This window comes from Bifidobacterium sp. LH_424 (assembly GCF_056356895.1).
This window is the reverse complement of sequence record NZ_JBKEVC010000001.1, coordinates 592,391-619,298: the sequence shown is the minus strand read 5'-3', so window position 1 is coordinate 619,298 and position 26,908 is coordinate 592,391. Positions and strand designations below refer to the sequence as shown.

The window sequence follows — 26,908 nt, the reverse complement described above, 5'->3', positions numbered from 1 at the left end:
CGCGACACCGCGTACATCGCGGGCCGGGCGCATGGCACCGGTCGTACCCGTCAGTCGACGCCCGAGTACGCGACGACGCCGCGGTTGACCATATCCGCCGCGAGACGCGCCCGATGCGCGAGATCGGCGTGCCCCGTACCGATGTACGGTTCGGCGGACGCGATCTGGTGCAGGATGTCCACCAGACGTTTCGCGTTGCGCACGAAATCGCCGCCGGTGAGTTCGGTGCCGTGCAGCACGTCGGCGAGGTCACGGCCGTCCGCCCACTCATACATGACGTCCAGGATTCCGGCGTCGACATCGGGCAGCGGGTCAAGTCCATGATCCTCGCACGACATGTCGATCTGGTCGCGCAACGCCTTGAGCTCGCCCGCCGCGACGGCGATCGGACCATGGATGGAACCGGGATAGTACCGTGGTTCTCCCCCGCCGCCGCGTCTGGCCTCGTAGACCAGCGAGGAGAGGACCGCGGCGAGTCCCGCGGGTGGCAGCAGGTCCAGCGCGCCGGTGAGGATCGCCTGGGCGAGCACCACGTCGAGTTCGCTGTACAGGTGACGCAGCAGCTGGCCGCTTTCGGTAAGTCTCAAATCGCGACCATGCGTCGAACCGGCATCGACCTCCTCGAGATAGCCGAGCCCGGTGAGGATGTCGCAGATGCGGTCGAACTGGCGTGCGACCGAACCGGTGCGTGAGTCGTACCGTTCCCTGACGCGTTTCAGCTCGCGCATCTCGCGCATCCAACGATGCCCCCATTTGAGATGCTGCTGCAGATCGGGGCACTCCCGGCACGGGTGATGCTGATCGGCCCTGCGCAGTTCGCCGATGCGGCGGTCGAGATCACGGAACGCCTCGGACCGCTCCTCATCGGAGCGGAACACGGTCCGCTTCAGCCGGTTGCGTTCGGTCTTCTCCAAATCGCTCAGTCGCATGCGCAGATCCATGAATCCGCGGAAGTCCCCATGGTCGCAGGCGAACGCCTTCTCATACCCTTCGATGGCGTGTTCGAGCGTGTCCATCTGCGATTCCAGCTGCCACGCGGAGGCGTTCGCCTCCCACTGCGCGAACGAATGGTCAAGCGTCACGCGCGAGGTCTCGTAGTCGCTGGAGTTCAGAAGATTCACCGCCATGTTGAACGTGGCCTTGAAGCTGGAGTGCAGCGGATAGACGCGCTTGCTGGACAGCGCGGCCGCCGTGGCCGGCACGAACCCGTGATGGTCGACGACGATGGCATGGCCGATGGTGTCGATGCCGCGTCGTCCCGCACGGCCGGTCAACTGGGTGAACTCCCCCGGCGTCAGCGCGACGTGGCCGGTGCCGTTGAACTTCTCCAGCTTCTCCACGACGACGCAGCGGGCCGGCATGTTGATGCCCAGAGCCAGCGTCTCCGTGGCGAACACCATCTTGACGAGCCCCTCCTCGAAGAGCCGTTCGACGATTTGGCGGAACAGGGCGATCATGCCCGCATGATGCGAGGCGAAGCCCTCTTCGAGCGCGAACCGGAACCGGGAGAAGCCCAGCGCCTTGAGATCGGCCTGGGAGAGCTGCCCCTCCACCATTTCGTCCACGATGTGGCGGATGCGGTGCATTTCCTCTTCGGTGGTGAGCTCCAGACCGGCGTTGATGCACTGTTCGACCGCCTGATCGCAGCCGTTGCGGGAGAAGATGAAGTAGATGCCCGGCAGCATGTCGAGATAGTTGAGCTCGTCCACGACCGCCCAACGTCGCGGCACGTGGCGTTCCGGCTTGCGCGCGGGCGCGCCGTTCCGGCCGCGTCCACCGCGTGGATCCCCCCGGCGACCGTGCCTGCGCGGGCGTTCCTCGCCTTGGAGTCGCGCCGCGATGCGGTCGAACTGGTCGAGTCTGTTGGCGAGTTCCGGGTTGAGTTTGGGGGTCTGGTCGCCGTCGCCTCCGCGACGGTACAGGTCGATGATCTCGGGTTCGGTGCGGTCGTCCTTCTGCACGATCACATGCTGTTCCAGCGGCACGGGCCTTTTCTCGGATACGACGAGTTCGGTCTCGCCACGCACCGAGGAGATCCACTGGCTGAAATCCTCCACGTTGGACACCGTCGCGGACAACGCCACGATGCGTACCCGCTCCGGCAGATGGATGATGACCTCCTCCCACACGGGACCGCGGAACCGGTCGGCGAGGTAATGGACCTCGTCGAGGATGACGTAGCGGAGCGCGTCGAGCGTCGTCGAATGCTCGTACAGCATATTGCGCAGGACCTCGGTGGTCATCACCACGATGTCCGCCTCCGAGTTGATGGAGGTGTCGCCGGTGAGCAGGCCGACGCGATCCGCGCCGTAGACGTCGACGAGGTCATGGTATTTCTGGTTGCTCAGCGCCTTGATCGGCGTGGTGTAGAACGCCTTGACGTTATGCTCCTGAGCGAGGAAGACGGCGAAGTCCGCGACGACGGTCTTGCCGGCTCCGGTGGGTGCGGCCACGAGCACGTTGCGGCCGGCTTCGAGGGCTTCGTTCGCCTGCTTCTGGAAATCGTCCAGTTCGAACGGCAACGTGCCGGCGAACCGTGCGGCGATCCCCGCCTGCCGCTGTTGCCGCTTACGGAACGCCGCGTATCGGGCGGCGGGCGATGATGCCCGTCCGGCGTCGTCGTTGCGGCTGACGTGGTTCGTATGGTGCTTCGAGGCCATGATCGTGTCTACAGAGCGTCCTTCCATCGCTTCCATGCCTGCACATGACGGTCACGCGTCGCCTGACGGCGCGCGATGACTTCGGCGTGGGCGTTCTCATACCGTTCGGCCGCGACCTGCAACGGCTGGGTGAAGATGGGCTTATCGTCTTCGGAGGAGATTTCGGCCGGCTCTCCCATGGTGGCCAGCCGATCAGTCACCTGCTCCCCCGTGCGCGAGATGGTACGCAGGGCGGCCATGCCATGACGGAATGCATAGACGCCGCCGATGACGATCATCGCGAGCATGAACAACACCAGCAACAGCCAAACCCACCAAGGCATGGTGACTCCTTCCTCCGTCGCGCCGTCATAGCGGCATAGCGTCCGCTTCAGACCGTGTCGCCGTCATGCGTGACGACGCTCAGCTCCCTTTGCGCACGCGCGATGATCATCGAGCGAAGCGTCTCCGGGGCCACGGCCACGATATGGCGTGCATGCGCGATGCAGAACGCCACGAACCATGAATCCGAGGATACGATGAGGTCGACCTTCTCGCCGTCGCCGTAGGGCTCCACGGTGGCGCCGGGAAGGTTCTGCACGAATCCGGAGTCCTTGGCATCGGTGATGAACGTGGCGGCGGTGCCGTTGTCGAAACTCCACTTGCGAAGCTCGCTCAACGGCATCTCCGGAATGTCGAGCGCCGTGGTCGGTTCGACCAGCTTGGCCTGTTCGATGCGGGCGATGCGCAGCACCTGCCATGTGCGGGGCTTCCCGTTCGCCCTGTTGACGGCCGGGTTCCTGAGCACCAGGTTGAGCTTGTCCTCCGGGGCAGCCTTGGACACGTCCGTCCAGACGGCCACGTAGTACACGCCTTCATCCACGTAGATCTTGACCGGTGCGACCAACCGGCGGCGCGTGTTGCCGGCGCCGTCCGTGTAGGTCATGTCCAGCAGCGAGTTCGCGTTGATGGCGCGCTTGACGGTGCCGAAGTTATGGGGTTCGAGCTCGTATCCGGTCAGGCTCAGCCATGGCGTCTGCCCCGGCTTGACGTGCTGATGCAGACGATGGTAGAGGTTCTCGGCCTGGGCGCGCTGCTCGTCCGGGAGCAGCGGCGAATGCGCGAGATAGCTGACCGATGCGGTCAGCATGCTCAGATACTGCGGCGAAATGCCCGCAAGACGTTCCAGACCAAGCGAGTTCGTGGCGGAGACGATGCCTTCGGCGTCCAGCAGGGACCAATCGATGTCGAAGAACTGGCTGCCCGCCATTTCGCCGTCGTCGGAGACCGTGGTGAGCGTGTTGATATCCTTGTGGATCACGTTCACGGACTTCTTGAGCTCCTCGGGCGTCTTCGCCTTGCCGATGAACCGGATGGCCAGCTCCTCGAGCGAGAACTCCTCGCCGAGATGGGCGGAGAGGAACAGCATGAGCCTCAGACGGCGGTCCACCTCGCTGCCGGTCTGGAACGAGGCCTTCTTGCCGTGGGACTTGCCGCTCTCCTTCTCATCGGGATCGGCCGCGTCCGAACCTTCCCGGGATTCTGCCGCGATGGAGCCGTCGCGCATCACATCCTCGACGGAACGCATGTCCTCCGCGGCCTTGAGACGGCGGTGGAACGCGTCCGCGGCCTCCTGCGGGCTCACGATGGAGGCTCCCGGATGCTCCAGCACATACATCGCCAAATCATCGGAATCGGTGTACGCGACGTTGATGTGCTCGCCGTCCACGTCGATGGTGGCGGCGAAGCGACGGGAGTCGATGACCTTCACCAGCGCGTCCGGGATGGTCTGCGTGCCGAGGCCCGGGGCGATCGAATCGAGTCCGAGGCCGGGAATCGGGGTCTGCGGCACGCGTGGAGCCGTGCGCGAGGCGTGGGCGTTGCCGGACTGCTGCTCGTGGTCGCTCGACATGGACATGGAGCGGGCGAGATAGTTGGCCGCCGCGAGCACCGACATGTCCTCCGGCTCGAACCTCAGACGAATCCGAGGTTCGTCGCCGAGCTGGAGACGATACGAGGCGAAGTCCTGCCCCTCCGATTTGGAGGAGTATTCGGGCTGACGGGACTCGATGGCGATGCCCATGGCGGCCAGCTTCGCACGGTCGCGTTGGAACTGCTTCGCGAATGCCGCCTTCGCCGCCTGATCGGCCAACTCGCCGTACGAGTCGGCATACGCCTTCACGCGCTGTGCGATCTGACGTGAGGTGAGCCATTGCGGGAACGCGGATGACAACACGGCCAACACATCAAGCTCATGCTTGCCCCACTTGTCGGAAAAACGCCGCCTCCCGGTGCTACCCTCTGCCATTAGTCCTCACGTATCGTTAAGGTTAAATCTCAACTGCGCCTCGTGAGCGCAACCTCCATCTATATTACGGTGTTTTTTCCGGAGTCGTCGGCTTTTCGCCAAAATTGGCTCCGTTTTTTGTGTTTTTAGATCCAGTCGTCGGGTTCGATGCCCTGCGGACCCACGTATTCGCCGTTCGGTACGTAGCGGGCTTCGCCCTTGTCCTCGAGCTTCGCGTCGGCGAACATGATGATGTCCCTGCCGAACGTCCAGTCGCCCTCGATGGTCACCGAATTGGCGGCGGCGAGGGACGGCACGTTGTACGGGAAGCGCTCGTCGAAGTCGTGGATGTTCTTGTAGTAGCGCGGGTCGAGCGTGACGTTCGGGAAGATGTAGTTGCCGTCTTCCATCTCATACGTATCCGTCAGGTGGAATCGGTCGGATCGCATGATGAACAGGTCGTCGGTGGTCTTGACCGGCAGGAAGCGCATGCGGTCGACCTGCACGCAGATGGCGCCGTCGAACAGGCCGATGGCGGCACCCATGGCGGTCTCCAGCTGCAGGACGGGCGTCGTCGACGAATCCGTCGGGTCGACGGTCTTGTGGTTGAGGATCACCGGAAGCGGCAGTACGCCGTCATGCTCGGCCAGCATCGCCTTCAGCGCGCTGACGCGCACCCAGATCGAATTGGTGTTGAAGTACGGGTGCTTGTCGATGTTCTGTGCGTCCTTCTTGTCCTCGGGGCGCACCTGGCTCATCTCGCGCAGCATGAGACGGCCGGTCTTGCGGTCGCGGACGATGTGGCCGCCCTTGCGGTCGGCCTCGGTGCGGCGGGCCACCTCGACCATGAACGGCGCGCCCGAATCCTCGAAGTACTGCGCCAGCGTGCGGGACGGGCGGGCGCCGAGATTGTCGGAGTTCGAGATGAACAGGTATTCGAAGCCGTGCTCCTCCAGCTTGTCGAGCAGGCCGGACTCCCAGATGGTGGAGTACAGGTCGCCGTGTCCCGGCGGGCACCATTCGAGGTCGGGGTTCTGCGGGAACGAGACCGGCTCGCCGGTGGCCAGGTCGATCTTCGGCTCCACATGCTGCACGATCTCCATCGGGATGTCCTCCTGATGGAACTTGCGGTTGTGGTGCAGCACCTTCATCGTGTCCGCCGAAGTGCGGAAGGAGTTCATCAGGGTGAGCGGCAGCTCGACGTCCAGACGGTTGCGTGCGGTGAGCACCTGACCGAGGATGATGTCGATGAAGCGCATCTGCTTGGCCTTGTGGCGGCGCACGGGCAGCAGCGACTTCGCGCAGTCGAGGCCCATCGACGTGCCGAGGCCGCCGTTGAGCTTGAGGAACGCGGTCTTGGCGAAGGCCCCGACGGCCTTGTCGTGATCGATCGTGTCGTAGATGTCGTGGAAGCTCGGGACGCCGGTGAGAGGCTCGACGTCGGACTCCTGGATCCAGGTGGCTCCCTCGTCGTTGCGCCACACATCGTACAGATGCCTGAACTGGCTGATGGCCATTTCGCTCATGCCGTGATCGCGCATCTTCGCGGCGGACTTATCGAAAACGTCTGACAACTATCTCTCCTTTACGACTATTCGATAGACGACCAGTGTACCGGATATTGGAAGAACGCCATCGTCATGCCGGAAAACATGGCGTGTAGAAATGGTGAACGATAGGATGAAATCGGCGGAAACAAGCGCTTTCACACGCCGCTTCCGCCTGATGCTCGCGAATCACGCCCTCGGGACGACGTCATATCGCCGCGGCGGCGAGGACCCCGGCGGCGGAGCTCGCCGACAGTCCCACGACGATGATCACGATGATGAAGATGATGTACAGGACGATGAGCGCGGCCGACAGGATGACCGACACGAGCGCGCCCTTGCCCGCTTTCGCCGCGTCCAACGGGCGCGTGTCCTTCCAGACCAGCCAAAGGATGAGACCGGCGACGGGGACGAAGAATCCCAGGACCGCCCATCCGAACGAACCGCTGTCCGCGGGGTCCGTGTAGACGGGCCGCGGGTAGCCGTAGGGTGCCCCATACGGCGGCGCAGGCTGCTGGGCGTACGGGTACGCCATCTGCGGCTGGGGTTGTTGTGCCGCATATCCGTATCCGGGTTGCCCGGATACGGGTTGCTGAGGGTGCTCCCCCATCGTCGTGTAGGATTGCCATTCGGCGTCGGGAGGGACGTACGACTGTTGCGTGTACGCGTCGTATGCGCTCCGTTCCACGGCGGAGGACTCGGACTGCGGAATCTCTGTTTCAGGCTGCTGCGCCTGAGGTGCTGTCTGGTTCGGCTCTGACATGACAGACTCCCTTCGTTTGTCCAAGGATATTCCCTGTACTGGGGATGATGCAAGCGCTCGAAGATGATGGCGGCGTGATGCGGGACGACACGCCAGCGATATGAGGCGTGTCGGGGTGGGCGCTCCCATTGCGTTCCAAGAGAGAGAATGGATGGCATGTCATGGAATGCAAAAAGTCCGGAACCGCTGAGATTCCGGACCATCTGGTCGGACCAGCGGGATTTGAACCCGCGACCCCTTGACCCCCAGTCAAGTGCGCTACCAAACTGCGCTATGGTCCGATGTCGCATTTGCAACAGTCGAATAATTTACCAGATGGTTCTGGAAACGCAAATCGGCGTGTCTTATTCGTGCCGAACCAACCGGAACAGTCGGATTCGTCAGAACAGGATGGCAGCACCCATAAGCAGTAAAGCGATCGCGGGGAATGCGAATTGCTTGATCGCAGCACCTCGCTTGTCAGGACTGCCGATGGACAATACCAGAGCTGCGAGGACCATGGACGAGGTCCCGGCGGTTATCAGAGTCACTCCTGCGATGTGGTATCCGGACAGCGACAATGCCGATCCCACTATGGCCATGATGCCGAGGAACAGATTGTAGAAGCCCTGATTGTACGCCATCTCCTTCGTGGCCTCGGCCTCTTGGGTGGATCGAATGGAGAAAATCTCCATCGTCCTCGGTTTCGTCCAACGGAACGATTCCAGAATGAAGATGACGACATGGAGCAATCCTGCAAGAATCGCGAAGATGCAGGCGGCGACGAGCATGCGCGGGGTCCTTTCGATGTAACGGCGAATGAGCGGAGTGGCCCTGAATCGCCGCTGAAGGAGGCACATTCAGGGTCCGGAACACACTTTACCGTCGCAATGCCCCCGCATGGGGCTCAGTGAAGCCGTAGCCGCACGAGCAGACAGACGCTTTGCTGCTTATGCGGTATTCACGAAACGATGGGGCATCAACAGGCGGGGCGTTGGGAGGAGTTGGATACACCCCCAACACATCAGGAATTCAATGGAAAGTCGCGAGAGACACCCTTCGGTACGCTACGGTGCTTGTTGACAGCCCGTACGTAGACGCGTTCTCTGCTATTGACGGCATATGCCGCGTCTTGCCAGCTAGCTTGCTGGCAAGACGCGGCCCGCATGCAATCCATGGAGTATGGGGGTAGACGAGTCGTTACCGGTGTCTAAAGGGCGAAATTCCGTACGAGTTCAGGAACTGTTAGCTGGTGCATTGTTCATGCAACGAGATGGGGATGGCAGGAGCATCGAATGGCAAAGCAAGCCGAAGAAGAGGCTTCTGCTGTTTTCGTGGGTTAGGTTCTTGGTTGTGGTAGTCGTATGTTGAGTCCGCCGCATCGGAGCATGATCAGGGCGATGAGGTTGGTGACGTGGTGGAAGCCGTAGCCATGCGGATGGCGACCTTGATCCTGTTGCTGAACGCCTCGAGCCTGGCGCTGGAATAGCCCAGCCGGATGGTTCTGAGGATGTCGGACCGGTGTCGCCGGATCTTCCTGGAGAGTTCGACGATTTCGGGAATACGGCTGTAGGACGCCCAGAACACCCAGTGGTTCAGCTTCTCCCGGGCCTGTCCGATCGGGTGTCCGAGCAGGGTCCTCAGCAGTTCCTTGAGCTGCCAGGCGCGGTAGAGCTGGCCTTTCGGGTCCGTGTTCCCGATGCCGTCGAGCGTCTCGTTCTGTTTGCCGGTCAGGCCGTCGAGGTTCTTCAGGACCGCGTATTTGACGCCGCGCATGCGTCTGGCCGCCTCCTCGTCGCCGTTGCGCCTCGCATGGTTCCACAAGCGTTTGCGGCCCCTATCGAGCGCGCCGGTCATCCAGCCGACGATGTGGAATCCGTCGAGCACGCGCTCCGCCTGCGGACATCACTCGTCGACGAATGAGTCGATCCAGCGGGTGCCGTCCCCGGTGACGACCCGGATGGAGGCGCGCTGTTCGGGTGTGAGTGCCCTGAAGAACCGGCCGAACACGTCCTTGCCGTACCCGTCGTGCGCCCAGATGACGCGGTGGCGTTCGTGGTCGACGACGGTGATGTACGTGTGGCCTTTGCAGTAGCTGGTCTCGTCCACGCCGATCGCGCGCAGGCCGTCGAACGGGCACGGCATCGACGTCCTCAACCGCTCGGCGACCCTGCGGGCGATGTTGCCCGCGGTTTTCCACGCCACGTGCAGGAAACCGCTGACCGTCTTCTGGTTGGCGGCGCTCATCAGCCACGCGCACTCCGACTCGAAATCGCGCGTGAACCGGCTGCCGGGCTCCGCCCATGGTACTTGGGCGACCACGATCCCGCATTCCGGGCAGTCCACGCGGAGCATGTCGGCGACCAGCTCCACCTGCCAGCAGCCGAAATCCTGATGACGCCAACGGCGGGCACCGCCGCCCCGGTCATAACCGCAGCGGCGTTTGCCGCAGCGAGAGCATCGGAGCATGCCCTCATGCGGGCGCACATGGACCTCGAGCACGGGCTCGGGGCGCATGGGGCGAGTCGACAATCCGCGCGTCCTCGACGACCGTGTTTTTGACGTTCAGTAGTCGGGTGAATAAGCTCTTGTCTAGGCGTTTTCCGTGGTTCATTTCTTTGGTCGGGAGCAGAATGCGCGGGAACGCCCCTCACACTTACACACTCAACGGCTCAACGACGAACCACTACCCACAAAAACAGCAATAGCGCCCCAAATTACCATTGAGATGCTTCAATGGCGCTCATATTGAGTATTCTAGAGTATTTTGCCTTGATGATATTTTCGCAGGCTTCTTTAAGCTCTTGATGTAAAGCCTGTGTGGATAAAATATTTGATACTGCTTTTTTCATATCAAAAAGAACAGGCCATGCATTTTCTTCATCTTTGACAGAATGGTCCGCCATATTATAAATAGATCCGTAAGTATATTTGATTAAATCCTTGAAAAATCTTTCTGCTGCATTATTGCTATCTCTCTCCTTAAAGGAGCCGACGTCACAGTCAATATAACTGCATAATGTATTGAAACAAAAACTAATTTCTTTTTCTCTGTAACTAAGTTCTTTTTCACTGTCGCTGTTTATTTCTATTTGAAACCTCCCAAAATCGGTATACATCTCAATCAGTAAATATAGTACACCAAATACATTCGATGGAGTATATGAATTCTTTTCCTCATCTACATTGGAAATCTGTGCAACAAAATCTTGCCTCAAATCATCATTGAGAAACATTACATCCATGAACTTGAAGAAAGAATAATTTTCATTCCATGATCGAATCATTAAGCCATCTCCAGAAAAGAAGGAGTTGGCGATAAAAGACCAGACAGAGGGGGAAACGGGATCGGTCTGAGAGTTTGGTCCTTGATAGTTCTTAATATCTCTTAGCGTCCGTTTGCGAAGCGTTCGACCAAGTGACGGGCACAATGACCATGCGACCGTCCGGGCCCAGACATGCTGGATAACCAACAATCCATCTGGCTCGTCTATTCTTGTATCGACGGTTACACTGTCCAGATTATCATCTTGCAGCGCAGATATCGCATCTTCAATATATATGGAATTTGTCTTATTTAAAACATTGACAAGGAATATAGGTAAACTTCCATGCATCCAGTAATCTTTGTGTTTGCCTACAGGAATATCTTGAGGCTTATCTCTTTCCGAAGATGACTTAAGTTGGAATCCGGCCAAAAGGCTTGTGGCTACAGGAGTATATCTAGTGCTTGTGGGAGTGAGTTCTGATGGCGGCAATGATGCTATGCCAATCACATCGACGCCATTGTCGTTTTCCAGTGGCCAATCAAATGGTGTAAAATTATGCCCCAGTAGGTATCTCTTAAAGAGAAGAACCCCTTGTTGTTCGGATATTATGTTACGTCTTGCTGAATTATATTGAATTGACATATTACTCCTTTTTTTAATTACACCATGGTAGTGTTTCATATTTATTTCGTTGCTGCTGCGTATGTTGAAACGTCCTGAATAGGCCAACTAGCTGCTGCGCGTGAACATCAACGGCGCGGCATTGTCCTGCACGCTCGCGAACGAGCTTCGCAAGCTGCGCGTGTCCAACACCGGCGGGCGTCTCTTCCCGGAGATCCCGCTGAGCTTCAACGGCTCTTCACATTTTGGTATATAGGAGTGGGTTTGTCGGGCTTGTCCGAATCCGGGCTTCTCTTTCCCGCTTGGCAGGGGTACATCCTCACCGCTCCGGACATCCACCTGCGTTACGAGGGGTACTTGATTAAGGCTTATCCGAGGAGCAGGCGCCGCAACGGCCGTAATGTACCTCGATGCAGCACCCCTAGGCACCCCTCATACGCCAGTTGCCTCCGGAGAACGACGGGAAGGTACCCCTGCCAAACGAGAATTCGACGGAATGACGACCGGTCACTCCCGACTTGCCGCTGCCCACTCCGGATTGGCGGGCACGCTGGACGGCATCCGCGCGTGCACGAGCACCACCGTGGAAGGCCAGTACGTGAACGCGAACGATTCTAACCGGCCTTACACGGCATGATGTGGAACACCGTGTTTCGCTTCCCGCGATTTTGCGGGCGGGGCTCTCGACGGTTGCTAAATCATCATCAGCGATGACAAAGCATACCCGTACCACGTGGTTGACCATCCAGTTCCACCGACGGCGGCACGGAGTTGACTGCATGGGACATGAGCGTCGAAGCTACATATACAGAAGACTGATGGAAAGGCTCCCTGCGCTCCAGAGCCAATAACGGGTTCGAGAGGTAAGGAAGCCTTGCTCATCCAATATACTGAAAAGCTAAACTATGCCGAAGGGCAAAGTCAGGTTCCATAGCTCCGGCGCGCTGGATGTACTTAACAGTGTGGGCGTGCACAATGACATTGAACGGTGCGCCGAAACCGTGCCGAAACAGCCCACCCTAGAACCGCTGGGCCACGTGCGCGATCAGCGGCAGCATCGCGACAGCCAGAACGAGCGTCATCGCCAGGACCATTCCCGCCGGATAGACGCTGTACGCCCAGCCGTACACGATCTGTCCGAGGGGTTGCGCGCACATGCTCGCGGAGAGCGCAAGCGACATCACCTTGCCGGTCATGTCCTCGGGGCAGTCCATCTGGATCGCCGGCACGGCGATGAGGTTCGCGAGGGTGATGGCGACCATGGTTCCGCAGGTGCTCGCCGTGAGTACCGCGAGGCGCACTCCCCCGCCTGCGGGAAGCGTCATGACGAGCGTCTGGGGCAGGATGGTGAGCGAGAACGCGGCGATTGACATCGGGAATCGCCGCATGGAAAGCGACTTCGCAATCCTCCCGCCGACGAGCGCGCCAAGCAGACCGGATGCGCCCACGAGACCGTATGCAAGACCATACGCCGTGGAGCCGAAGCCCAGCACGGTCCGCACCATGTAGGGGAAGCCGACCTCCGCATAGCCCGTCACCAGGAAGTTGAGCGCTGCGCAGATCAGCACCAGGTGCAGCACATGAGGGCGTTCGCGGGTGAGGAAACGTCCGGCCGCGCGCAGATCGTCCAAAGCCGAGGCGCGCCCACCGTCCGCGCGTGCGGGGGCACCGAGCCGGATGAAGCACTCCACGACGGCGGCCGTGCCGAACCCCGCGATCGTGATGCCCATCATGGGCATCACGCCCACCGCCGTGTAGAGCACGCCGCCAAGTACGGCCGGCACGAGCGTGCTCGTCTGGTTCACCACGTTCACCACGGCCATCGCGCGCCGCATCACGTCCTCGCCATGGGAGCGGAACATCTGCGGCAGCGCCGCCTGCACCGTAGGCGTCTCCATGGCATCGAGCACGGCGAGCACCACCTGCATCACGGCGATTGCCCCCAGATTGAATCCGATGACCGAAAAGACCGCCGCGCAGGCAATCACCGTCACGGCGGAGAGCGCGTCAAGCATCACCATGACGGTCCGGCGGTTCGTGCGGTCCGCCACCACGCCACCAAGGGGCGAGAGCAGGATCGTGGGCAGGATGCTCGCGGTGAGGATGGAGGCGAACGCCGCCGCCGAGCCGGTCTCGTCAAGCACCCACATGGACATGGCGAACCGCAGCATGAGGTTGGCGAAGAGCGATATGCCGAGGCCTGCGACGAGCAGGGTGAAGTCACGTACACGAAGGGGGGCCGCGGCCTGGCCTCTTTGCGTCCGAATCGGATATTTGGATGTGTTCGTCATCGTGGATTCCTTTCCTGTGGATTAGTCACGGTATCTATTCAAACCGACCGTCGGTCTGTTATGGTGACGACAATGCACCCAAGACAAAGGGCGCGGGAACGTTACGCCATCTGGGACACCGGGATGCGCGGGATGACGCCCCCGGATGCGCCGCCTATGCGGCCGCCGCCTCCCCTTCCGGCATCAGCGCCGTGAGACCCTTGACCGCCCGCGGGATAAGCGTCTCGTCGAACACCGGCACGCCGATGGCGTCGAGCATCGTGGCGAGGCAGCGTATGCGGCGTTCCATGTCGGCACGATCAGCGGGATAGAAGCAGGGCATGAGCCAGTAGTTGCCGAGGAGTGAGAGCAGCTGCGCCGCCTCCTCGGGATACGTCGTGGGAATGGAGCCGTCCTGTACGCCCATATCGATGAGCGTGCGGAAGGACTCCGGCAATCCCGTCGACCAGAAGCGCATGTTCGCCGTGAAGAACGCGGGGTCCTTGAGCAGCGCCAATTGGGAGCGGACAAGGTCCAGATGGTCGGGGGCGTCCACGGCGGAAACGATGAGCGTACGCAGCTTCTCAAGCGCGCTCATGTCCTTGCGGTTGATGAGTTCGTCAAGGAGGCGTGCGGTGGCGGCCCACTCGTCGGCGTTCAACTGGTCGAGAATCGCCTCCTTCGATTTGAAATGATGGTAGAGGCCGCCCTTGGAGAGGTCGCCCAGATCGTTCAGGATGTCCTGGATGGACGTCTTCTCATAGCCCTTTTCGGCGAAGAGCCTACGGGCGGAATCAAGGATCCGCCGTTCGGTCTCCTCGGGATGTGCATTGCGTGCCATGTGGTCCTCCTTCCGTTCGCTGTCTCCGACAGTATACAGACCGTCGGTCGGTCTGTCAAACTGATTCAAAGCGCCGCCGGGCGATATGATCGAATGTCATATGATTCGGTAGTGAAGTCCAACCACAACCGGTAACCAAGGAAGGACGGACCATGGCATCACTCAGCGGCAGTCGCATACTCATCATCGGCGGGACGTCGGGATTCGGTCTGGGAATCGCACGACGGGTCCTTGGCGAGGGTGCACAGGTCACGGTGATCGGCCGGTCACCCGAACACGTTGCGACCGCGGGGAGGGAACTCAGCCCGTTGGGAACGGTCGATGCGATCACATTGGACGCTACGGATGAACGACGGCTTGACGAGTTCGTCAAGCCGAACGCGCCGTTCAACCATGCGGTGTCGATGATGGGCGGCGCGATGGGAGGTGGATTCCTTGACAACACCGTGGACGACGTACGTGCCGCGGTGGACGGCAAGTATCTCGTCGCGCTGCGGATTGCACGGATTCTGCTGCCGAAGATCACGGACGGCGGATCGCTGACGTTGACCGCAGGCTCCGGCGGACGGCCGTACAACGCGTCAGGCGCCGTGCTCGGCAATCTGGCGGTGGAAACGTTGGTGCAGGGCCTGGCTGTGGAATCCGCGCCGCGTGTGCGCGTGAACGCGGTGGCGCCATGGTGGACTCCGACGGGTTTGTGGCGCGAGACGCCGCCTGATCGGCTGCAGGCGCAGGCGGAGCAGATGGCGGCGTCCAATCCGCTCAAACGTCTGGGAACAATCGATGAAGTGGCGGATGCCTATGTGTTCCTGATGCGCAACGGTTTCATGAACGCGGAAACCATCCACGTCGACGGCGGCGTCAGCGCCTTGTGACGCGACGTCCGGAGACGCTTCCTCACCAATCCGGGTTCACGATCTGCATGGCGACGCCGTCGTCCATGACGCGGAAACCGTGCCTCTCGTAGAACGACGCGTTCCTGCTCTCCTCGGGCATGACCTCGATGTAGAAGTAGTCGCGGTACTTGTCTTTGAGCATCTCGATCATATGGCCTGCGATGCCGTTGCCCTGATACTCCGGGTCGACCAGCACGTAGTGCACGTAGGCGAGCATCGATCCGTCGTCCAATGCGCGCACGAGTCCTACCAGCCTGTCGCCGTCCCATGCGGTGATGACCGTGGACGAACCCATCAGCACCTTGTACAGACGTTCCGGGTAGTCGGCGGACACCCACCCGACCGAGCGGAACAGACGACGCGCCTGCTCCTGGGTGAACGTCCTCTCTTCGGTGAACGTGATGGCCATGGCGTTCCTCCTTATCGACTTATCACCATGCGCCGGCATCGCCGGCCGGCGTGGAACCGCGGATATGCCGACACATGGTAGCCGTTCCGTTGCAAACTAGTTTGTTCTGGTTTGCAGGACGGTCTTGCGACCGTCCGCTCCAAGTCTCACGCGGCTTTCGCCGCAGCTTGGTTCGTACTTCACCGGGTCCTGCGTTGCGCGACGCGATGCGTCGTTCCGTCTTCCGGTCCCTCCATGCGCGTTTAGGGTCTCCGGGGCACTCCCGGCGACCTGGATGTTGATGGCCGCGTTCAGATCGCGGTCGATGGTCAGTCCGCAGGCGTGGCAGCAGTAGGTACGCTCGTTGAGGGAGAATTTGGTTTTCACGCTCCCGCAGTTCGAGCAGAGTTTCGAGCTTGGATACCAGCGGTCGATGACATGCAGCCCCGCACTCGTGCGGACGGTCTTGTATTCCAATTGACGACGCAGTTCAGCGAACGAGGCGTCCTCGACGGCCTTGGCGAGCCGATGGTTTCTGACCATGCCCGCCACGTTCAGATCCTCGATGCAGATGTCCGAGTACGTGGACGCGAGCATCGTGGTGAGCTTGTGCAGCAGGTCACGTCGTTGATTGGCGACGCGGGCATGCAGACGGGCGACGCGCTCTCGCGCCTTGCGATGACGGTTCGATCCGCGGGTTTTGCGGCTCAGCGCCTTCTGCGCACGCTTCAGCCGATATTCGTTGGTTCCGAGCGTATGCGGATTAGGGATGACCGTGCCGTCCGAGAGTGTCGTCAGAGTCTTGACGCCCAGATCGATGCCGACCGCCTCGCCTTTTGGCGGCTGGATGGGTCTCACGTCCGGCCGTTCCACGGTCAGGGACGCGTACCAGCGGCCCGCGCGACGGGAGACTGTCATGCGCAGCACCTTCGCGTCCCCGACACGTTCCGCGATGTTCTCCATGCAATGGACACGCCCGATGCGCGGCAGTCTCAACGCATGTCGGTCGTCGTCAATGAGGCCGAACGAGCCGGTCGTATACGCGAACCGCGGCGTCGCCTTGTCCTTGGCCTTGAACTTGGGGAATCCGACCTTGCGGCCCTTGCGTTGTCCTTTGCGGCTTTTCGACCAATTCGACAACGCGTCCGACAATGCTTCGAGACCGCTGTTGTACGCCTCCTTGCTGTTCTCACGCCACCACGGCACGCCGTTCCCATCCACGGCCAGCGTACCCTTGTTCGCATTCCACCAGCGGCGCAGCGCATACAGGGACCATTCGGGTTTTCCCTTGGCTTCAATGGCCTCCTTGACGTGCGCCAGCCCAGCATTGAACGCGAACCGGGCCGCGCCCGCATGGGACAGCAGCAACCGTTTCTGGGATGGCGTCGGATCCAACGCCACTTTGACCGCCTCAAGCATTCTCCGCCGCCTCCAATGCGGCCTTCGCCTTGCTGCGGGCGGCCCGGCGATCGTACAGGCGCGCGCAGAACGAGGTCAGCACCTCGGTCATGTCACGTACGAGGTCGTCGTCCAGTTCCGAATCGTCCACGACGACGAGTCGACGGCCCGACGCCTTCAACGCGGACTCCACGAGTCCCGCGTTCATGCGGGCCAGCCGGTCGCGATGCTCCACGACGATGACGCCTACTGACGGGGCGGCGAGAATCCGGTTGAGCTTGCGACGCCTGTCGTTCATGCCGGAACCCACCTCGGAGACCAATTCGGGATTCTCGCATCCCATATTCAAGGCGAACGCTTTCAGCCGATCCGCCTGACGCCGCAGATCCGCCTTCTGGTCGGCGGAGGATACGCGCGCGTAGCACACGGTGCGTGAACCCACGACGGTAGCGGCCGGAGTCTCGTATTTCGGGTCGTGGATGAGAATCACACCCGTCTTCGTACGCTCGAACGGCACGGGCATCCTGCCGGTGCGGCACCACAGCCACACCGTCTGCTCGTTCACCCCCTCACGGGCCGCCCATTCTCTGACGCGCATAAATCAATTATGCCATACCAAAACAAACAAAACAAGAGGAAACAAGCAGCAGATTACAACCCCGACGGCCGCCTGGCGGCTGTCTCAGAAATCAGGGACGCACGTATTCACTGGCCACCATGCAGACGGTGTCGTCGGTCAGTACGCCGTCGACCGCCCGCCGGTCGAACAGTCCATCCACCCATGTCCGGTACTCCTCGTACCCCGCTTCGTCCGGCAGCGGGCTGTGCGAGTGCGAGTCCATGTAGGCACGCCATGCGTCACGCGTGTAGCGGATCGGATTGGGGAACGAACGGACTTCGGGATTGTGGAAGAACATGGCCGTCGTGTCCTCGAAATGCCGGATGCTGCCCGTGATGACGTCACCGTGCCCGTCACGCCGGTCCGGTCGCATCGCCGAGTCAAACGACGTGACGTTGTACAGCGAAACCAGTAGGTATCGTCCGTCGCGTGCGATGCGATGGCATTCCGCGGCGAAGGCGTCCGGATCGAACCAGTGGAGCGCCTGTGCGACGGTAATCACATCCACGCTGTGCGGCGACAGTCCGGTGTGGTCGGCGGTGCCGGCGGTCACCGTCACGTCGGCGAGTCCGTGCGTGCGGTCGATGAGTTCGGCACGCATGTCGGCATCCGGTTCGACGGCGTATACGGGCATTCCCAGCTCCGTCAGCGCGACCGTGAGCTTGCCTGTGCCGGCGCCGATGTCCGCGATGACGTGAGCGCCACGGTTATCGGGGCTATCGGTGCCGTCGGCCGACGTCGTGGATTCCCGTCGGATCAGTCCGCCGATATGCCGGATGGCCGTTTCGGGATAGCCGGGTCTCCCCGCCGCATACGCCTGTGCCTTGCCATGAAATCTTGTCTTCCCCATGCCGCATAGCATAGGCGTCCGGACGCACGTCATCGGTGGAAGGGACGGATACCGAAATCGCCGTTTCCGGTGATGACGCATAGCCATCACCGGAAACGGCGATCATCGGGTCGATGCGAATCGTAATCCGCCTACTTGCGCTTCTTCTTCTCGCGGATGTTCACCGAGATCTGGATCGGCGAACCCTCGAAGCCGAACTCCTCGCGCAGCGAACGCTCGATGTAGCGACGGTAGCCATGCTCGAGGAAGCCGGTCGCGAAGATCACGAAACGCGGCGGACGCGTCGAAGCCTGCGTAGCGAACAGGATGCGCGGCTGCTTGCCGCCACGCAGCGGATGCGGGTGGGCAGACTGCAGCTGGCCGAGGAACGCGTTGAGCTTGCCGGTCGGCACGCGCTTGTCCCACGATTCCAGCGCCTCGCGCATCGCCTTGGCGAGACGGTTCGTGTGCCAGCCGGTCTTCGCCGACAGGTTCACGCGCTGCGCCCAGGTGACGCGGTCGAACTCGGTGACCCACAGGCGTTCGAGACGCTGCTTGTCGAACTCGTCCATCGCATCCCACTTGTTGAACACGAGCACGATGGCGCGGCCCGCGTCCACGGCGGAGCTCATAACCTTGAGGTCCTGGTCGGAGATCGGCACGGACGCGTCGAACAGCACGAGCGCCAGCTCGGAGCGTTCGATCGCCGCCTGCGTACGCAGCGACGAATAGTATTCCGCGCCCTTGAGCTTGTGCTGACGACGCTTGATGCCGGCCGTGTCGATGAACAACCAGTCCTCGCCGTCGATGTCGATGACCTCGTCGACCGGGTCGCGCGTGGTGCCGGCCAGATCGTTGACGACCGTGCGCTCCTCGCGGGCCAGTTGGTTGAGCAGTGACGACTTGCCCACGTTCGGACGCCCCACGAGCGCCACGCGGCGAAGGCCGGACGGCGTGAGATAGCCGGACGTCTTCTCCGCCTTGCGCAGCGAGTCGAGCGCCGCGTCGAGCAGGTCGCCCACTCCCCTGCCGTGCATCGCGGAGATCGCATACGGCTCGCCGAGTCCTAGCTTCCAGAATTCGGCGGCGAGATACTCGCTTTCACGATCGTCGACCTTGTTCACGGCGAGTGTGACCGGCTTGCCGGAGGCGCGCAGCATCTTCACGATGCGCTCGTCCGTGTCGGTCATGCCGACCTGGCCGTCGACGACGAGCACGACCGCATCGGCGAGGTTCACGGCGACCTCGGCCTGCGAGGCGATGGCGGAGTCGATGCCCTCGACGTCCACCTCCCAGCCGCCCGTGTCGACGAGCTTGAAATCGGTGCCGGACCATTCCGCGTCATAGCTCACGCGGTCGCGCGTCACGCCGGGAGTGTCCTCCACGACGGCGACGCGACGGCCGAGGATGCGGTTGACGAGCGACGACTTGCCCACGTTCGGACGCCCCACGACGGCCAGCACGCCCACCTGCTTCGGACCGGGCTTCCCGGACGTCTCGCCGGCGCCGCGGCCCTCGATCAGCGCCTCGTCGCCCTCGTCCAGCTCGTAGCCTTCGAGGTTCGCGGCGTAGCGCGCGTACTCCTGCTCCTCGATGGCCTCGTCGACGAGCCCGATCAGCGTGTCGAGCGTGTGCGCGAAATCCATGTCGGAATTGTCGACGGTGACGACGCCGTCCGCGGCGGTCGTGAAGTTCGTGACACGCGAGTCCATGCGGTCGCGCGCGGCCACGTCCTCCGCACCCACGCCGCCGGCCGCCTGGCCGGTGCGGCGCGCCTGGCGCACCTCCTCGCGGGCGGTGAGCAGCACGCGCACCTCCGCGTCCGGGGCGACCACGGTCGTGATGTCGCGGCCCTCCGCGACGATGCCGAGCCCGCCGGAGAACGACTCCTTGTCCGCCTCGCGCGCGATGTACGCGCGCTGGGCGGCGATGAGCACGTTGCGCACCGGGATGATGTTCGACACCTTGGACACGTGCGTGGAGACCTCGGAGGAGCGGATCGCCTCGGAGATGTCCTCACCGTCGGCGGTCACGGCCGGCGCGTCCGGATCGACGGAGATGTCGAAATGATCGCCGGTGAAGAACTCGCCCACCGCCTCGGTGACGACGCGCTCATCGACCTGTTCCGCGTCGAGGTCGATGCCCTGCTTGAGGCACCACCACGCGCAGGCGCGGTACATGGCGCCCGTGTCGAGGTAGGCGAAACCGTAGTACTTGGCCAGCGCCTTCGACGTCGACGACTTGCCGACGCCGGCGGGCCCGTCGATGGCGACGCGAATCACAGGCCCACCGCCTTCGACAGGGAACGGACCTCGGTCTGGCTGAGCACGCGGTAGGAACCGGACTTGAGCTCGCCCAGCTTGATCGGGCCGATCTGCGTGCGCACGAGACGCTTGACCGGGAAGCCGATCGAACCGAAGATGCGTCGCACGATGCGGTTCTTGCCGGAGTGCAGCACGACCTTGACGATTGTGGCGTCGCGCTTCTGGTCGATGATCGCGCAGTGGTCGAGCTTGATCCAGCCGTCGTCCAGCTGTACGCCGGTCTTGACGAGACGGCGGCACACGGTGCCGGACAGCTTGCCCTCGACCGTGGCGATGTAGGTCTTCTCGACCTCGTACTTGGGGTGCATGACGTGCTGGCTCAGCTCGCCGTCGTTCGTCATGAGGATGAGACCCTCGGAATCGTAGTCGAGACGTCCCATGTGGAAGATGCGTTCGTACTTGTCGCCGACGATGTCGGCCAGCGTGTAGCGGCCCTTCGGATCGTCCATGGCGGAGAGCACGCGGCGCGGCTTGTTGAGCGCGAGCGTGACGTGGTTCGGGTTGATGCGCACGCGCGATCCGTCGACGCGGACCTGCTGGCGCGACATGTCGACGCGGGTGCCGAGCTCGGTGACGAGTTCGCCGTCCACTTCGACGCGTCCTTCGGTGATCATTTCCTCGCACTTGCGGCGGGAACCGAATCCGGCCTGGGCGAGGATCTTCTGCAGTCGGATTCCTTCGTTGTTGCTTTCGTGCGCTTTCATGGCGCGGGAATATGCGTTTGGCATCGTTCTCCCAACGTGGCCTAGGGGTATTTCCAACCTGAATATGATACCGTACCCCCCGGATACGGCCCGATGTGCTACTGCTAGACTGTCAGTGCTCCGACGGGCCGCGCCCCCGGAACAACTCCGAACAAGAATCGAAGGAAACACACATGACATCTGAAGAGAACATCACGAAGGAACAGCCGTGGCCGCTTCGCGTGGGGGCCGAGCTGGTCGGCACCTTCATGATCTGCTTCGCCATCTACGTGTTCAGCACGTTCGGCTCCATCGTCTTCCAGCTGAACCTCGCCTACATCGCGCTCGGCACGGGTCTTGTCTACGCGGCCGCCGTGCTCGCGCTCGGCGGAGTCTCCGGCGGCCAGTTCAATCCGGCGGTGACGGTCGCGGCCATGGTCACCGGCCGCACGAAGCTCGTGGACGGCATCCTTTACATCGTCTTCCAGGTGATCGGCGCCACGCTCGCGGGCATGCTCGTCAAGTTCCTGCTGCCCACCTCCGAGAACGTCACGCTGGCCCAGTGGCTGACCACCAGCGTCAACGGCTTCGACAAGGGTTCCGTCGCCTACAGCACGCTCACCCAGTATGGTCTCAACTTCTCCATCACCCAGGCGATCGCCGTCGAGCTCGTCGCCGGCCTGCTCATCGTGGGCGCCGCCATGGCGACCTACGGCACGAAGCGCTACGCGCTGGCCACCGGCGTGTCCTACGCGGTGGGCGCCGCCGTCGCCTTCCCGGTCACCGGCGCCGCGCTGAACCCGGCGCGCGCCACCGGCATCGCGCTGTTCGCCCAGAACCAGAAGCTTCAGGTCGAGCCGCTTAGCCAGCTGTGGGTGTTCTGGATCTGCCCGGTGCTTGCCGCTGCGCTCGTCGCGCTCGTGATGGTGCTCCAGCAGATGATCGTCGCCCCGAAGGCGAAGGGCGACGACCCCGCCCAGCTCACCGAATACAACGAGGCCGCCGACTCCGCGCAGGAAGCGCAGGAGACGACGGCCGATGAGGACGGCGAGGCGGACGACGCCGCGGCGTCACAGGGTGATGCCGTACACGCTGAAGTAGGTGGCGAGCAGTCCGACGCCAAGGCAGATGCCGATGAAGGAGTCGAACGCGACTGACCGCACCTTCCAAGGGCTTCGTTCGCGCATGATGAGACGGATGAGCCCGGTCACGATGGCCGTCACGGAGATCAACACCGTGGCGGCCATCGTGTATCCGAGGACCGCGAGCACGCCGGAAGCGATTACCAGCGCGGCGACGATCCACTCGAACCACGGCTTGCCCTCATGGGCTTCGGAGACGAAGGGATGGTTTTTCATGCCTGTACCTTAGTGCGTTTGTCTGGTTTGCGTGCGTTTGCGGTTTGCGATATCCATGCCGACGGGGCCGGCCGTGCTTCCCTCCGAAGAGGAGCACGGCCGGCCCCGTTCGCCGATCAGTGGAAGAAGTGGCGGGTGCCGGTCAGGTACATGGTCACGCCGGCCTTCTTCGCGGCCTCGATGACCTCCTCGTCGCGGATGGAGCCGCCGGGCTGCACGATGGCCTTCACACCGGCGTTCATCAGCGTCTCGGCACCGTCCGCAAACGGGAAGAACGCGTCGGACGCGGCCACGGAACCGGTGGCGCGGTCGGCGCCGTCCGCCAGCGTGTTGGCACGTTCGACGGCCAGATGGCAGGAGTCGACGCGGTTGACCTGGCCCATGCCGATGCCGACGGTCGCCTGGTCGTGGGCGAGCAGGATCGCGTTGGACTTGACGCAGCGGATGGCGCGCCAGGCGAACACGAGATCCTTGAGCGTGTCGGCGTCGGCCGGCTCGCCGGAGACGAGCTTCCACGCGTCCGGATCGTCGCCGGTAGCGTTGATGAGGTCCATGTCCTGCACGAGCAGGCCGCCGTCGATCTGGCGGAACTGCGTGTGGCCCTTCGGCGGTTCGGCCACCTTGAGGATGCGCAGGTTCTTCTTCTTGGTCTTCAGCAGTTCGAGCGCCGCGTCCTCGTAGGCGGGGGCGACGATCACCTCGGTGAAGATCGGACGCACGCTCTCCGCCATCTCCAGGGTGACGGTCGTGTTGCAGGCGATGACGCCGCCGTACGCGCTCACCGGGTCGCAGGCGTGGGCCTTGCGGTGCGCCTCGGCCGCGGTGGCGCCGATGGCGAGGCCGCACGGATTGTTGTGCTTGACGACGGCCACGGCGATGGACGGGGCGAGATCCCACACGGCGCGCCATGCGGCGTCCGCATCCACGTAGTTGTTGTAGCTCATCGGCTTGCCGCCGAGCTGTTCGGCGTGGGCGAAGCCGGTCTGGTCGAGCGGGTCGAGGTAGAGCGCGGCCTGCTGGTGCGAGTTCTCGCCGTAGCGCAGCGTGTGCGAGCGGTCCCAGGTGCGGGTGAACGCGGCCGGGAACTTCGCGTCGTCGACCGGCTGGCCCTCATCGTCATGGTCGATCTCGTCGATGGTGGCGGGCTTCGGCCAGTGCTTCGCGGTCCACTCGTTGATCGTCGCGTCGTAGGCGGCGGTGTGCGCGAACGCCTTGCCGGCCAGCCAGCGACGCTCCTCGAGGCTGAAGCCCTCGCCGTTCTCCACGCGGGCGGCGACGAGCGCGTAATCGGCCGGATCGGTGACGATGGCGACGGTGGCGCTGTTCTTCGCCGCACCGCGCACCATGGACGGGCCGCCGATGTCGATCTTCTCGATGGTGGCCGCCTCATCGGCGCCGGAGCGCACGGTGTCGGCGAACGGGTACAGGTTGACGACGACCAGGTCGAACGGCTTGATGCCGAACTTCTCCAGCTGGGCGGCGTGGTCCGGGTTGGTCATGTCGGCGAGGATGCCGGCGTGGATGTGCGGATCGAGGGTCTTGACGCGGCCGTCGAGGCACTCGGGGAATCCGGTGACCTCGCTCACTTCGGTGACGGGCACGCCGAGTTCGGCGAGACGCTTCGCGGTCGAGCCGGTGGACACCACTTCGGTGCCGGCCTTGACGAAGGCCTCGGCGAGCACCTCGATGCCTTCCTTGTGGAAGACGGAGACCAGCGCCCGCTTAATCGGACGATTCGTTGTTGTCATCGGATTCCTCCTTGGTTGGTTGGTCAAGCTTGTCTGATTGTACGGTGCGCGGTGCGCGCCGCACGGCGGTGGCGCGTTCGAACGTGTCCGAGCGCACGGCACGTTCGGAACGGACGGAACGGGGTTTCACGCTTCCGCGTTCATGCTCCTTCGTGGCGTCGTCCACGTCGGCGGGATTCCCGGCGTCCGTGGTGTCGGCGGAATCCTCGCCGTTGTCCGCGGACGCCGGGACATGGTCCGCCGGTTCGGCCGCGACGGCCGCGGCATTCGCGATCCGTGCCGCATGGCGTTCGACAATCCAGTGTATCCCGTAGATGGCGGACAACACCACCGCCACGGCAAGCCACGCCGCTGCGAATCCGAATGTGATCGAACGCGCGACGAGCAGGGTGGACGGCAGGATGTCGACGCCCACGTGGGACAGCCGATGCGCGCCGAGCGCGCCGTCGGACAAGGCGAAGCAGGCGCACCATGCGCCGACCGTCACGGCTCCCGCAACAATCAGGACGGCCAGATGGCCGGCCATGGTGACGACGATCCGCTTCATGGCATCGGAGCCGTCGGCGGGTTTCACCGGACGGACCCGCATCGGCCCCGGCACGAGCATGGCGAGGAGCGCGATGACGCCTGCGGACGCCGGAATCAGGCATTGCAGGGCGATGCGGATGCGGTCGTCCGCAATCGGCTCGGGCATGAGACCGAACACCGGCAGCGGCGGCAGACCCGCCGACTGGCCCACCCACATGGTGAACGATCCGAGTTCGCCGATATGGAACCCGGCCCCGGCGAACCAGGACAACGCCCACACGACGAGATTGGGCAGCCATGCGAGGGATGCGATGGTGGTGAGGACGCGCGAGCCGTTCTCCATGCCGTCGTATTCGAACAGGGCGGTCATGGCGCTCCACCCGCGCACGATCCATACGACCGTGACGATGAAGGCGGCCACGAGCAGCACGACGGCCAGCATGCCGGTGACGACCCGGCCGAGCGCCGCCATACGGCGCACCTGCGGCGAAAGCCGTTCGTTCAGTCGTCTCCGGACGGTCGATGCGGCGGACGAGACGGGAACGGTGGCGAACGCGTAGCCGATCGTCCACACGCAGGCCGTCTTCATGGCTATCACCGCGGGCGCGTCATGCAGCTCCATGTTCGTGCCACCGGAGAACACCAGGTTGAGCGCGATCCATACGGCCAGACCGCCCAACCATCCCAGCGCCCCCGCGTCGGCCCGTGACGCGCACTGCGCGATCAGCGCGATGAGCATCACGGTGAGCAGCAGGGGCATGACCCCCACGACGATGGGGCCGGACGTGAAGCCGGTTCCCTGGCTGAGCAGCACTATGGTCTCGGTCAGGGGCAATGCCGAGGAGGGCAGGCTCTCGCCGCCCTCCTCCATGGATATGACCAGCAGCATCAGCGCGATGAAGCAGCCGAGCGATATGGCGTACAGGGCCATCGCGCCCAGCGCGGCGAGAACGCCCTTGAGCAGCGCGGAGATGCGGGCCGATGTTACGGGATTGTTCACCGCTCGAGACCCGCAAGCACCTCACGCATGATGTCGGCGGCCTGGCCGGGCGTGCGCCCGACGCGGATGCCGACCGCCTCCAGTGCTTCCTTCTTGTCCTTCGCGGTGCCCTTGCCTCCGGAGACGATGGCGCCGGCGTGGCCCATCTGCTTGCCCTCGGGGGCGGTGAAGCCGGCGATGTAGGCGACGACCGGCTTGGTCATGTGCTCGGAGGCCCACTGGGCGGCGTCCTGTTCGGCGCTGCCGCCGATCTCGCCGATCATCATCACGGCTTTCGTGTTCGGATCCGCTTCGAACGCCTGCAGCGCCTCGAGCAGCGTGGTGCCGACGATCGGGTCGCCACCGGCGCCGAGGCACGCGGTGAAGCCGATGTCGCTCAGCTCGCCCATCAGCTGGTAGGTGAGCGTGCCGGACTTGGAGACGAGACCCAGCGGGCCGCGTCCGACGATGCCGTCGGGGATGATGCCGAGGTTCACGCCGTGCGTCTCCTCGGAGGAGGCGAGCGTCATGAGGCCCGGGCAGTTCGGGCCGACGATGCGCACGCCGTGGCGCAGCGCGAGTTCGACGAAGTAGGCGGAATCCGCGACGGGGATGCCTTCGGTGATCACGACGATGAGCTTGATGCCCGCCTCGATCGCCTCGACGACCGCGGCCTTGGCGAAGCGCGGCGGGACGAACACGACCGACGCCTTGGCACCGGTGGCCTCACACGCCTCGGCGCAGGAGCCGTAGACGTGGATGGTGGCGTCCTCGCCGTCGCGCGCGGCCGGGAAGGTGACGTCGAGACCGGCCTTGCGGGCGTTGACGCCGCCGACGATGTTGGTGCCGGCCTTGAGCATGCGCGCGGTGTGCGTCATGCCCTGGTGGCCGGTCATGCCCTGCACGATGACGGGGGCGTCGTCTTCGATGAAGAGCGTCATA

General features: G+C 63.0%; 20 protein-coding genes, 1 tRNA gene and 3 pseudogenes. 2 read left to right on the top strand and 22 right to left on the bottom strand.

Annotation, left to right across the window (positions count from 1 at the left end):
- Positions 1-50: 50 nt before the first annotated feature.
- From AC1AYP_RS02545 to AC1AYP_RS02490, 12 genes and pseudogenes are all read right to left on the bottom strand, one after another.
- Positions 51-2,660 (bottom strand): DEAD/DEAH box helicase, encoded by a 2,610-nt coding sequence (locus AC1AYP_RS02545; protein ID WP_476544608.1) that lies wholly within the window; start codon positions 2,658-2,660, stop codon positions 51-53.
- 8 nt (positions 2,661-2,668) lie between these two features.
- Positions 2,669-2,983 carry a hypothetical protein gene (locus tag AC1AYP_RS02540; protein WP_476544607.1) on the bottom strand — a complete coding sequence of 105 codons (315 nt, stop codon included), beginning with the start codon at positions 2,981-2,983 and terminating at the stop codon, positions 2,669-2,671.
- Positions 2,984-3,030: 47 nt separating this feature from the next.
- Positions 3,031-4,146: pseudogene (locus AC1AYP_RS02535) on the bottom strand (helix-turn-helix transcriptional regulator); the annotation flags it as partial.
- Positions 4,147-4,232: 86 nt separating this feature from the next.
- A pseudogene (locus tag AC1AYP_RS02530) lies at positions 4,233-4,947 on the bottom strand (helix-turn-helix transcriptional regulator); the annotation flags it as partial.
- Between the two features lie 125 nt (positions 4,948-5,072).
- A complete protein-coding gene (locus tag AC1AYP_RS02525) occupies positions 5,073-6,467 on the bottom strand; it encodes a UTP--glucose-1-phosphate uridylyltransferase (RefSeq protein ID WP_476544635.1) in 1,395 nt (464 codons plus the stop codon).
- Between the two features lie 214 nt (positions 6,468-6,681).
- Positions 6,682-7,236: a PLD nuclease N-terminal domain-containing protein gene (locus AC1AYP_RS02520; protein WP_476544606.1), complete on the bottom strand. Its 555-nt coding sequence runs from the start codon at positions 7,234-7,236 to the stop codon at positions 6,682-6,684.
- A gap of 204 nt (positions 7,237-7,440) precedes the next feature.
- Positions 7,441-7,517 (bottom strand) — tRNA-Pro (locus AC1AYP_RS02515).
- Positions 7,518-7,616: 99 nt separating this feature from the next.
- Positions 7,617-8,006 carry a DUF1304 domain-containing protein gene (locus AC1AYP_RS02510; RefSeq protein ID WP_476544605.1) on the bottom strand — a complete coding sequence of 130 codons (390 nt, stop codon included), beginning with the start codon at positions 8,004-8,006 and terminating at the stop codon, positions 7,617-7,619.
- 601 nt (positions 8,007-8,607) lie between these two features.
- Positions 8,608-9,570, bottom strand: a pseudogene (locus AC1AYP_RS02505) (ISL3 family transposase).
- 362 nt (positions 9,571-9,932) lie between these two features.
- Positions 9,933-11,126 carry a DUF4365 domain-containing protein gene (locus AC1AYP_RS02500; RefSeq protein WP_476544604.1) on the bottom strand — a complete coding sequence of 398 codons (1,194 nt, stop codon included), beginning with the start codon at positions 11,124-11,126 and terminating at the stop codon, positions 9,933-9,935.
- Between the two features lie 998 nt (positions 11,127-12,124).
- Positions 12,125-13,396 carry an MFS transporter gene (locus AC1AYP_RS02495; RefSeq protein WP_476544603.1) on the bottom strand — a complete coding sequence of 424 codons (1,272 nt, stop codon included), beginning with the start codon at positions 13,394-13,396 and terminating at the stop codon, positions 12,125-12,127.
- A 154-nt stretch (positions 13,397-13,550) separates the two neighbouring features.
- Positions 13,551-14,216, bottom strand: coding sequence for a TetR/AcrR family transcriptional regulator (locus tag AC1AYP_RS02490; protein ID WP_476544602.1), 666 nt, complete (start codon positions 14,214-14,216; stop codon positions 13,551-13,553).
- A gap of 152 nt (positions 14,217-14,368) precedes the next feature.
- Between AC1AYP_RS02490 and AC1AYP_RS02485 the strand changes: the two genes are divergently transcribed.
- Entirely contained in the window at positions 14,369-15,091 is a 723-nt protein-coding gene (locus AC1AYP_RS02485; RefSeq protein ID WP_476544601.1) for an SDR family oxidoreductase, read from the top strand.
- Between the two features lie 22 nt (positions 15,092-15,113).
- On the opposite strand, the gene AC1AYP_RS02480 is transcribed toward AC1AYP_RS02485, so the two are convergent.
- From AC1AYP_RS02480 to AC1AYP_RS02455, 6 genes are all read right to left on the bottom strand, one after another.
- Positions 15,114-15,521: a GNAT family N-acetyltransferase gene (locus tag AC1AYP_RS02480; RefSeq protein ID WP_476546658.1), complete on the bottom strand. Its 408-nt coding sequence runs from the start codon at positions 15,519-15,521 to the stop codon at positions 15,114-15,116.
- A gap of 96 nt (positions 15,522-15,617) precedes the next feature.
- Positions 15,618-16,919: an IS607 family element RNA-guided endonuclease TnpB gene (gene tnpB, locus AC1AYP_RS02475; RefSeq protein ID WP_476544599.1), complete on the bottom strand. Its 1,302-nt coding sequence runs from the start codon at positions 16,917-16,919 to the stop codon at positions 15,618-15,620.
- The gene (locus tag AC1AYP_RS02470) at positions 16,912-17,496 is read right to left on the bottom strand and encodes an IS607 family transposase (RefSeq protein ID WP_476546657.1); all 585 of its coding nucleotides are present in this window, start codon (positions 17,494-17,496) and stop codon (positions 16,912-16,914) included. The genes tnpB and AC1AYP_RS02470 overlap by 8 nt, the downstream gene beginning before the upstream one ends.
- Before the next feature lie 91 nt (positions 17,497-17,587).
- Entirely contained in the window at positions 17,588-18,367 is a 780-nt protein-coding gene (locus AC1AYP_RS02465; RefSeq protein WP_476546656.1) for a class I SAM-dependent methyltransferase, read from the bottom strand.
- A 131-nt stretch (positions 18,368-18,498) separates the two neighbouring features.
- Complete coding sequence (der, locus tag AC1AYP_RS02460) at positions 18,499-20,628, bottom strand: bifunctional cytidylate kinase/GTPase Der (RefSeq protein WP_476532128.1); 2,130 nt, start codon at positions 20,626-20,628, stop codon at positions 18,499-18,501.
- The gene (locus tag AC1AYP_RS02455; RefSeq protein WP_101623001.1) at positions 20,625-21,398 is read right to left on the bottom strand and encodes a pseudouridine synthase; all 774 of its coding nucleotides are present in this window, start codon (positions 21,396-21,398) and stop codon (positions 20,625-20,627) included. Before AC1AYP_RS02455 ends, der begins: the two co-directional genes overlap by 4 nt.
- 149 nt (positions 21,399-21,547) lie before the next feature.
- Between AC1AYP_RS02455 and AC1AYP_RS02450 the strand changes: the two genes are divergently transcribed.
- Positions 21,548-22,510, top strand: coding sequence for an MIP/aquaporin family protein (locus AC1AYP_RS02450; protein ID WP_476546655.1), 963 nt, complete (start codon positions 21,548-21,550; stop codon positions 22,508-22,510).
- Here the strand turns inward: AC1AYP_RS02450 and AC1AYP_RS02445 are convergent.
- The 4 genes from AC1AYP_RS02445 to sucD all read right to left on the bottom strand — a co-directional run bounded on the left by AC1AYP_RS02445 (position 22,424) and on the right by sucD (position 26,907).
- Positions 22,424-22,711 (bottom strand): DUF3017 domain-containing protein, encoded by a 288-nt coding sequence (locus AC1AYP_RS02445; RefSeq protein ID WP_476501717.1) that lies wholly within the window; start codon positions 22,709-22,711, stop codon positions 22,424-22,426. The two genes, AC1AYP_RS02450 and AC1AYP_RS02445, sit on opposite strands and share 87 nt — an antisense overlap.
- A 116-nt stretch (positions 22,712-22,827) precedes the next feature.
- Complete coding sequence (purH, locus tag AC1AYP_RS02440; protein ID WP_476546654.1) at positions 22,828-24,459, bottom strand: bifunctional phosphoribosylaminoimidazolecarboxamide formyltransferase/IMP cyclohydrolase; 1,632 nt, start codon at positions 24,457-24,459, stop codon at positions 22,828-22,830.
- Complete coding sequence (locus AC1AYP_RS02435; protein WP_476546653.1) at positions 24,434-25,987, bottom strand: cell division protein PerM; 1,554 nt, start codon at positions 25,985-25,987, stop codon at positions 24,434-24,436. Before AC1AYP_RS02435 ends, purH begins: the two co-directional genes overlap by 26 nt.
- On the bottom strand, positions 25,984-26,907 hold the full coding sequence (gene sucD, locus AC1AYP_RS02430) for a succinate--CoA ligase subunit alpha (protein WP_476544593.1): 924 nt from the start codon (positions 26,905-26,907) through the stop codon (positions 25,984-25,986). Before sucD ends, AC1AYP_RS02435 begins: the two co-directional genes overlap by 4 nt.
- Between the last annotated feature and the right edge of the window lies 1 nt (position 26,908).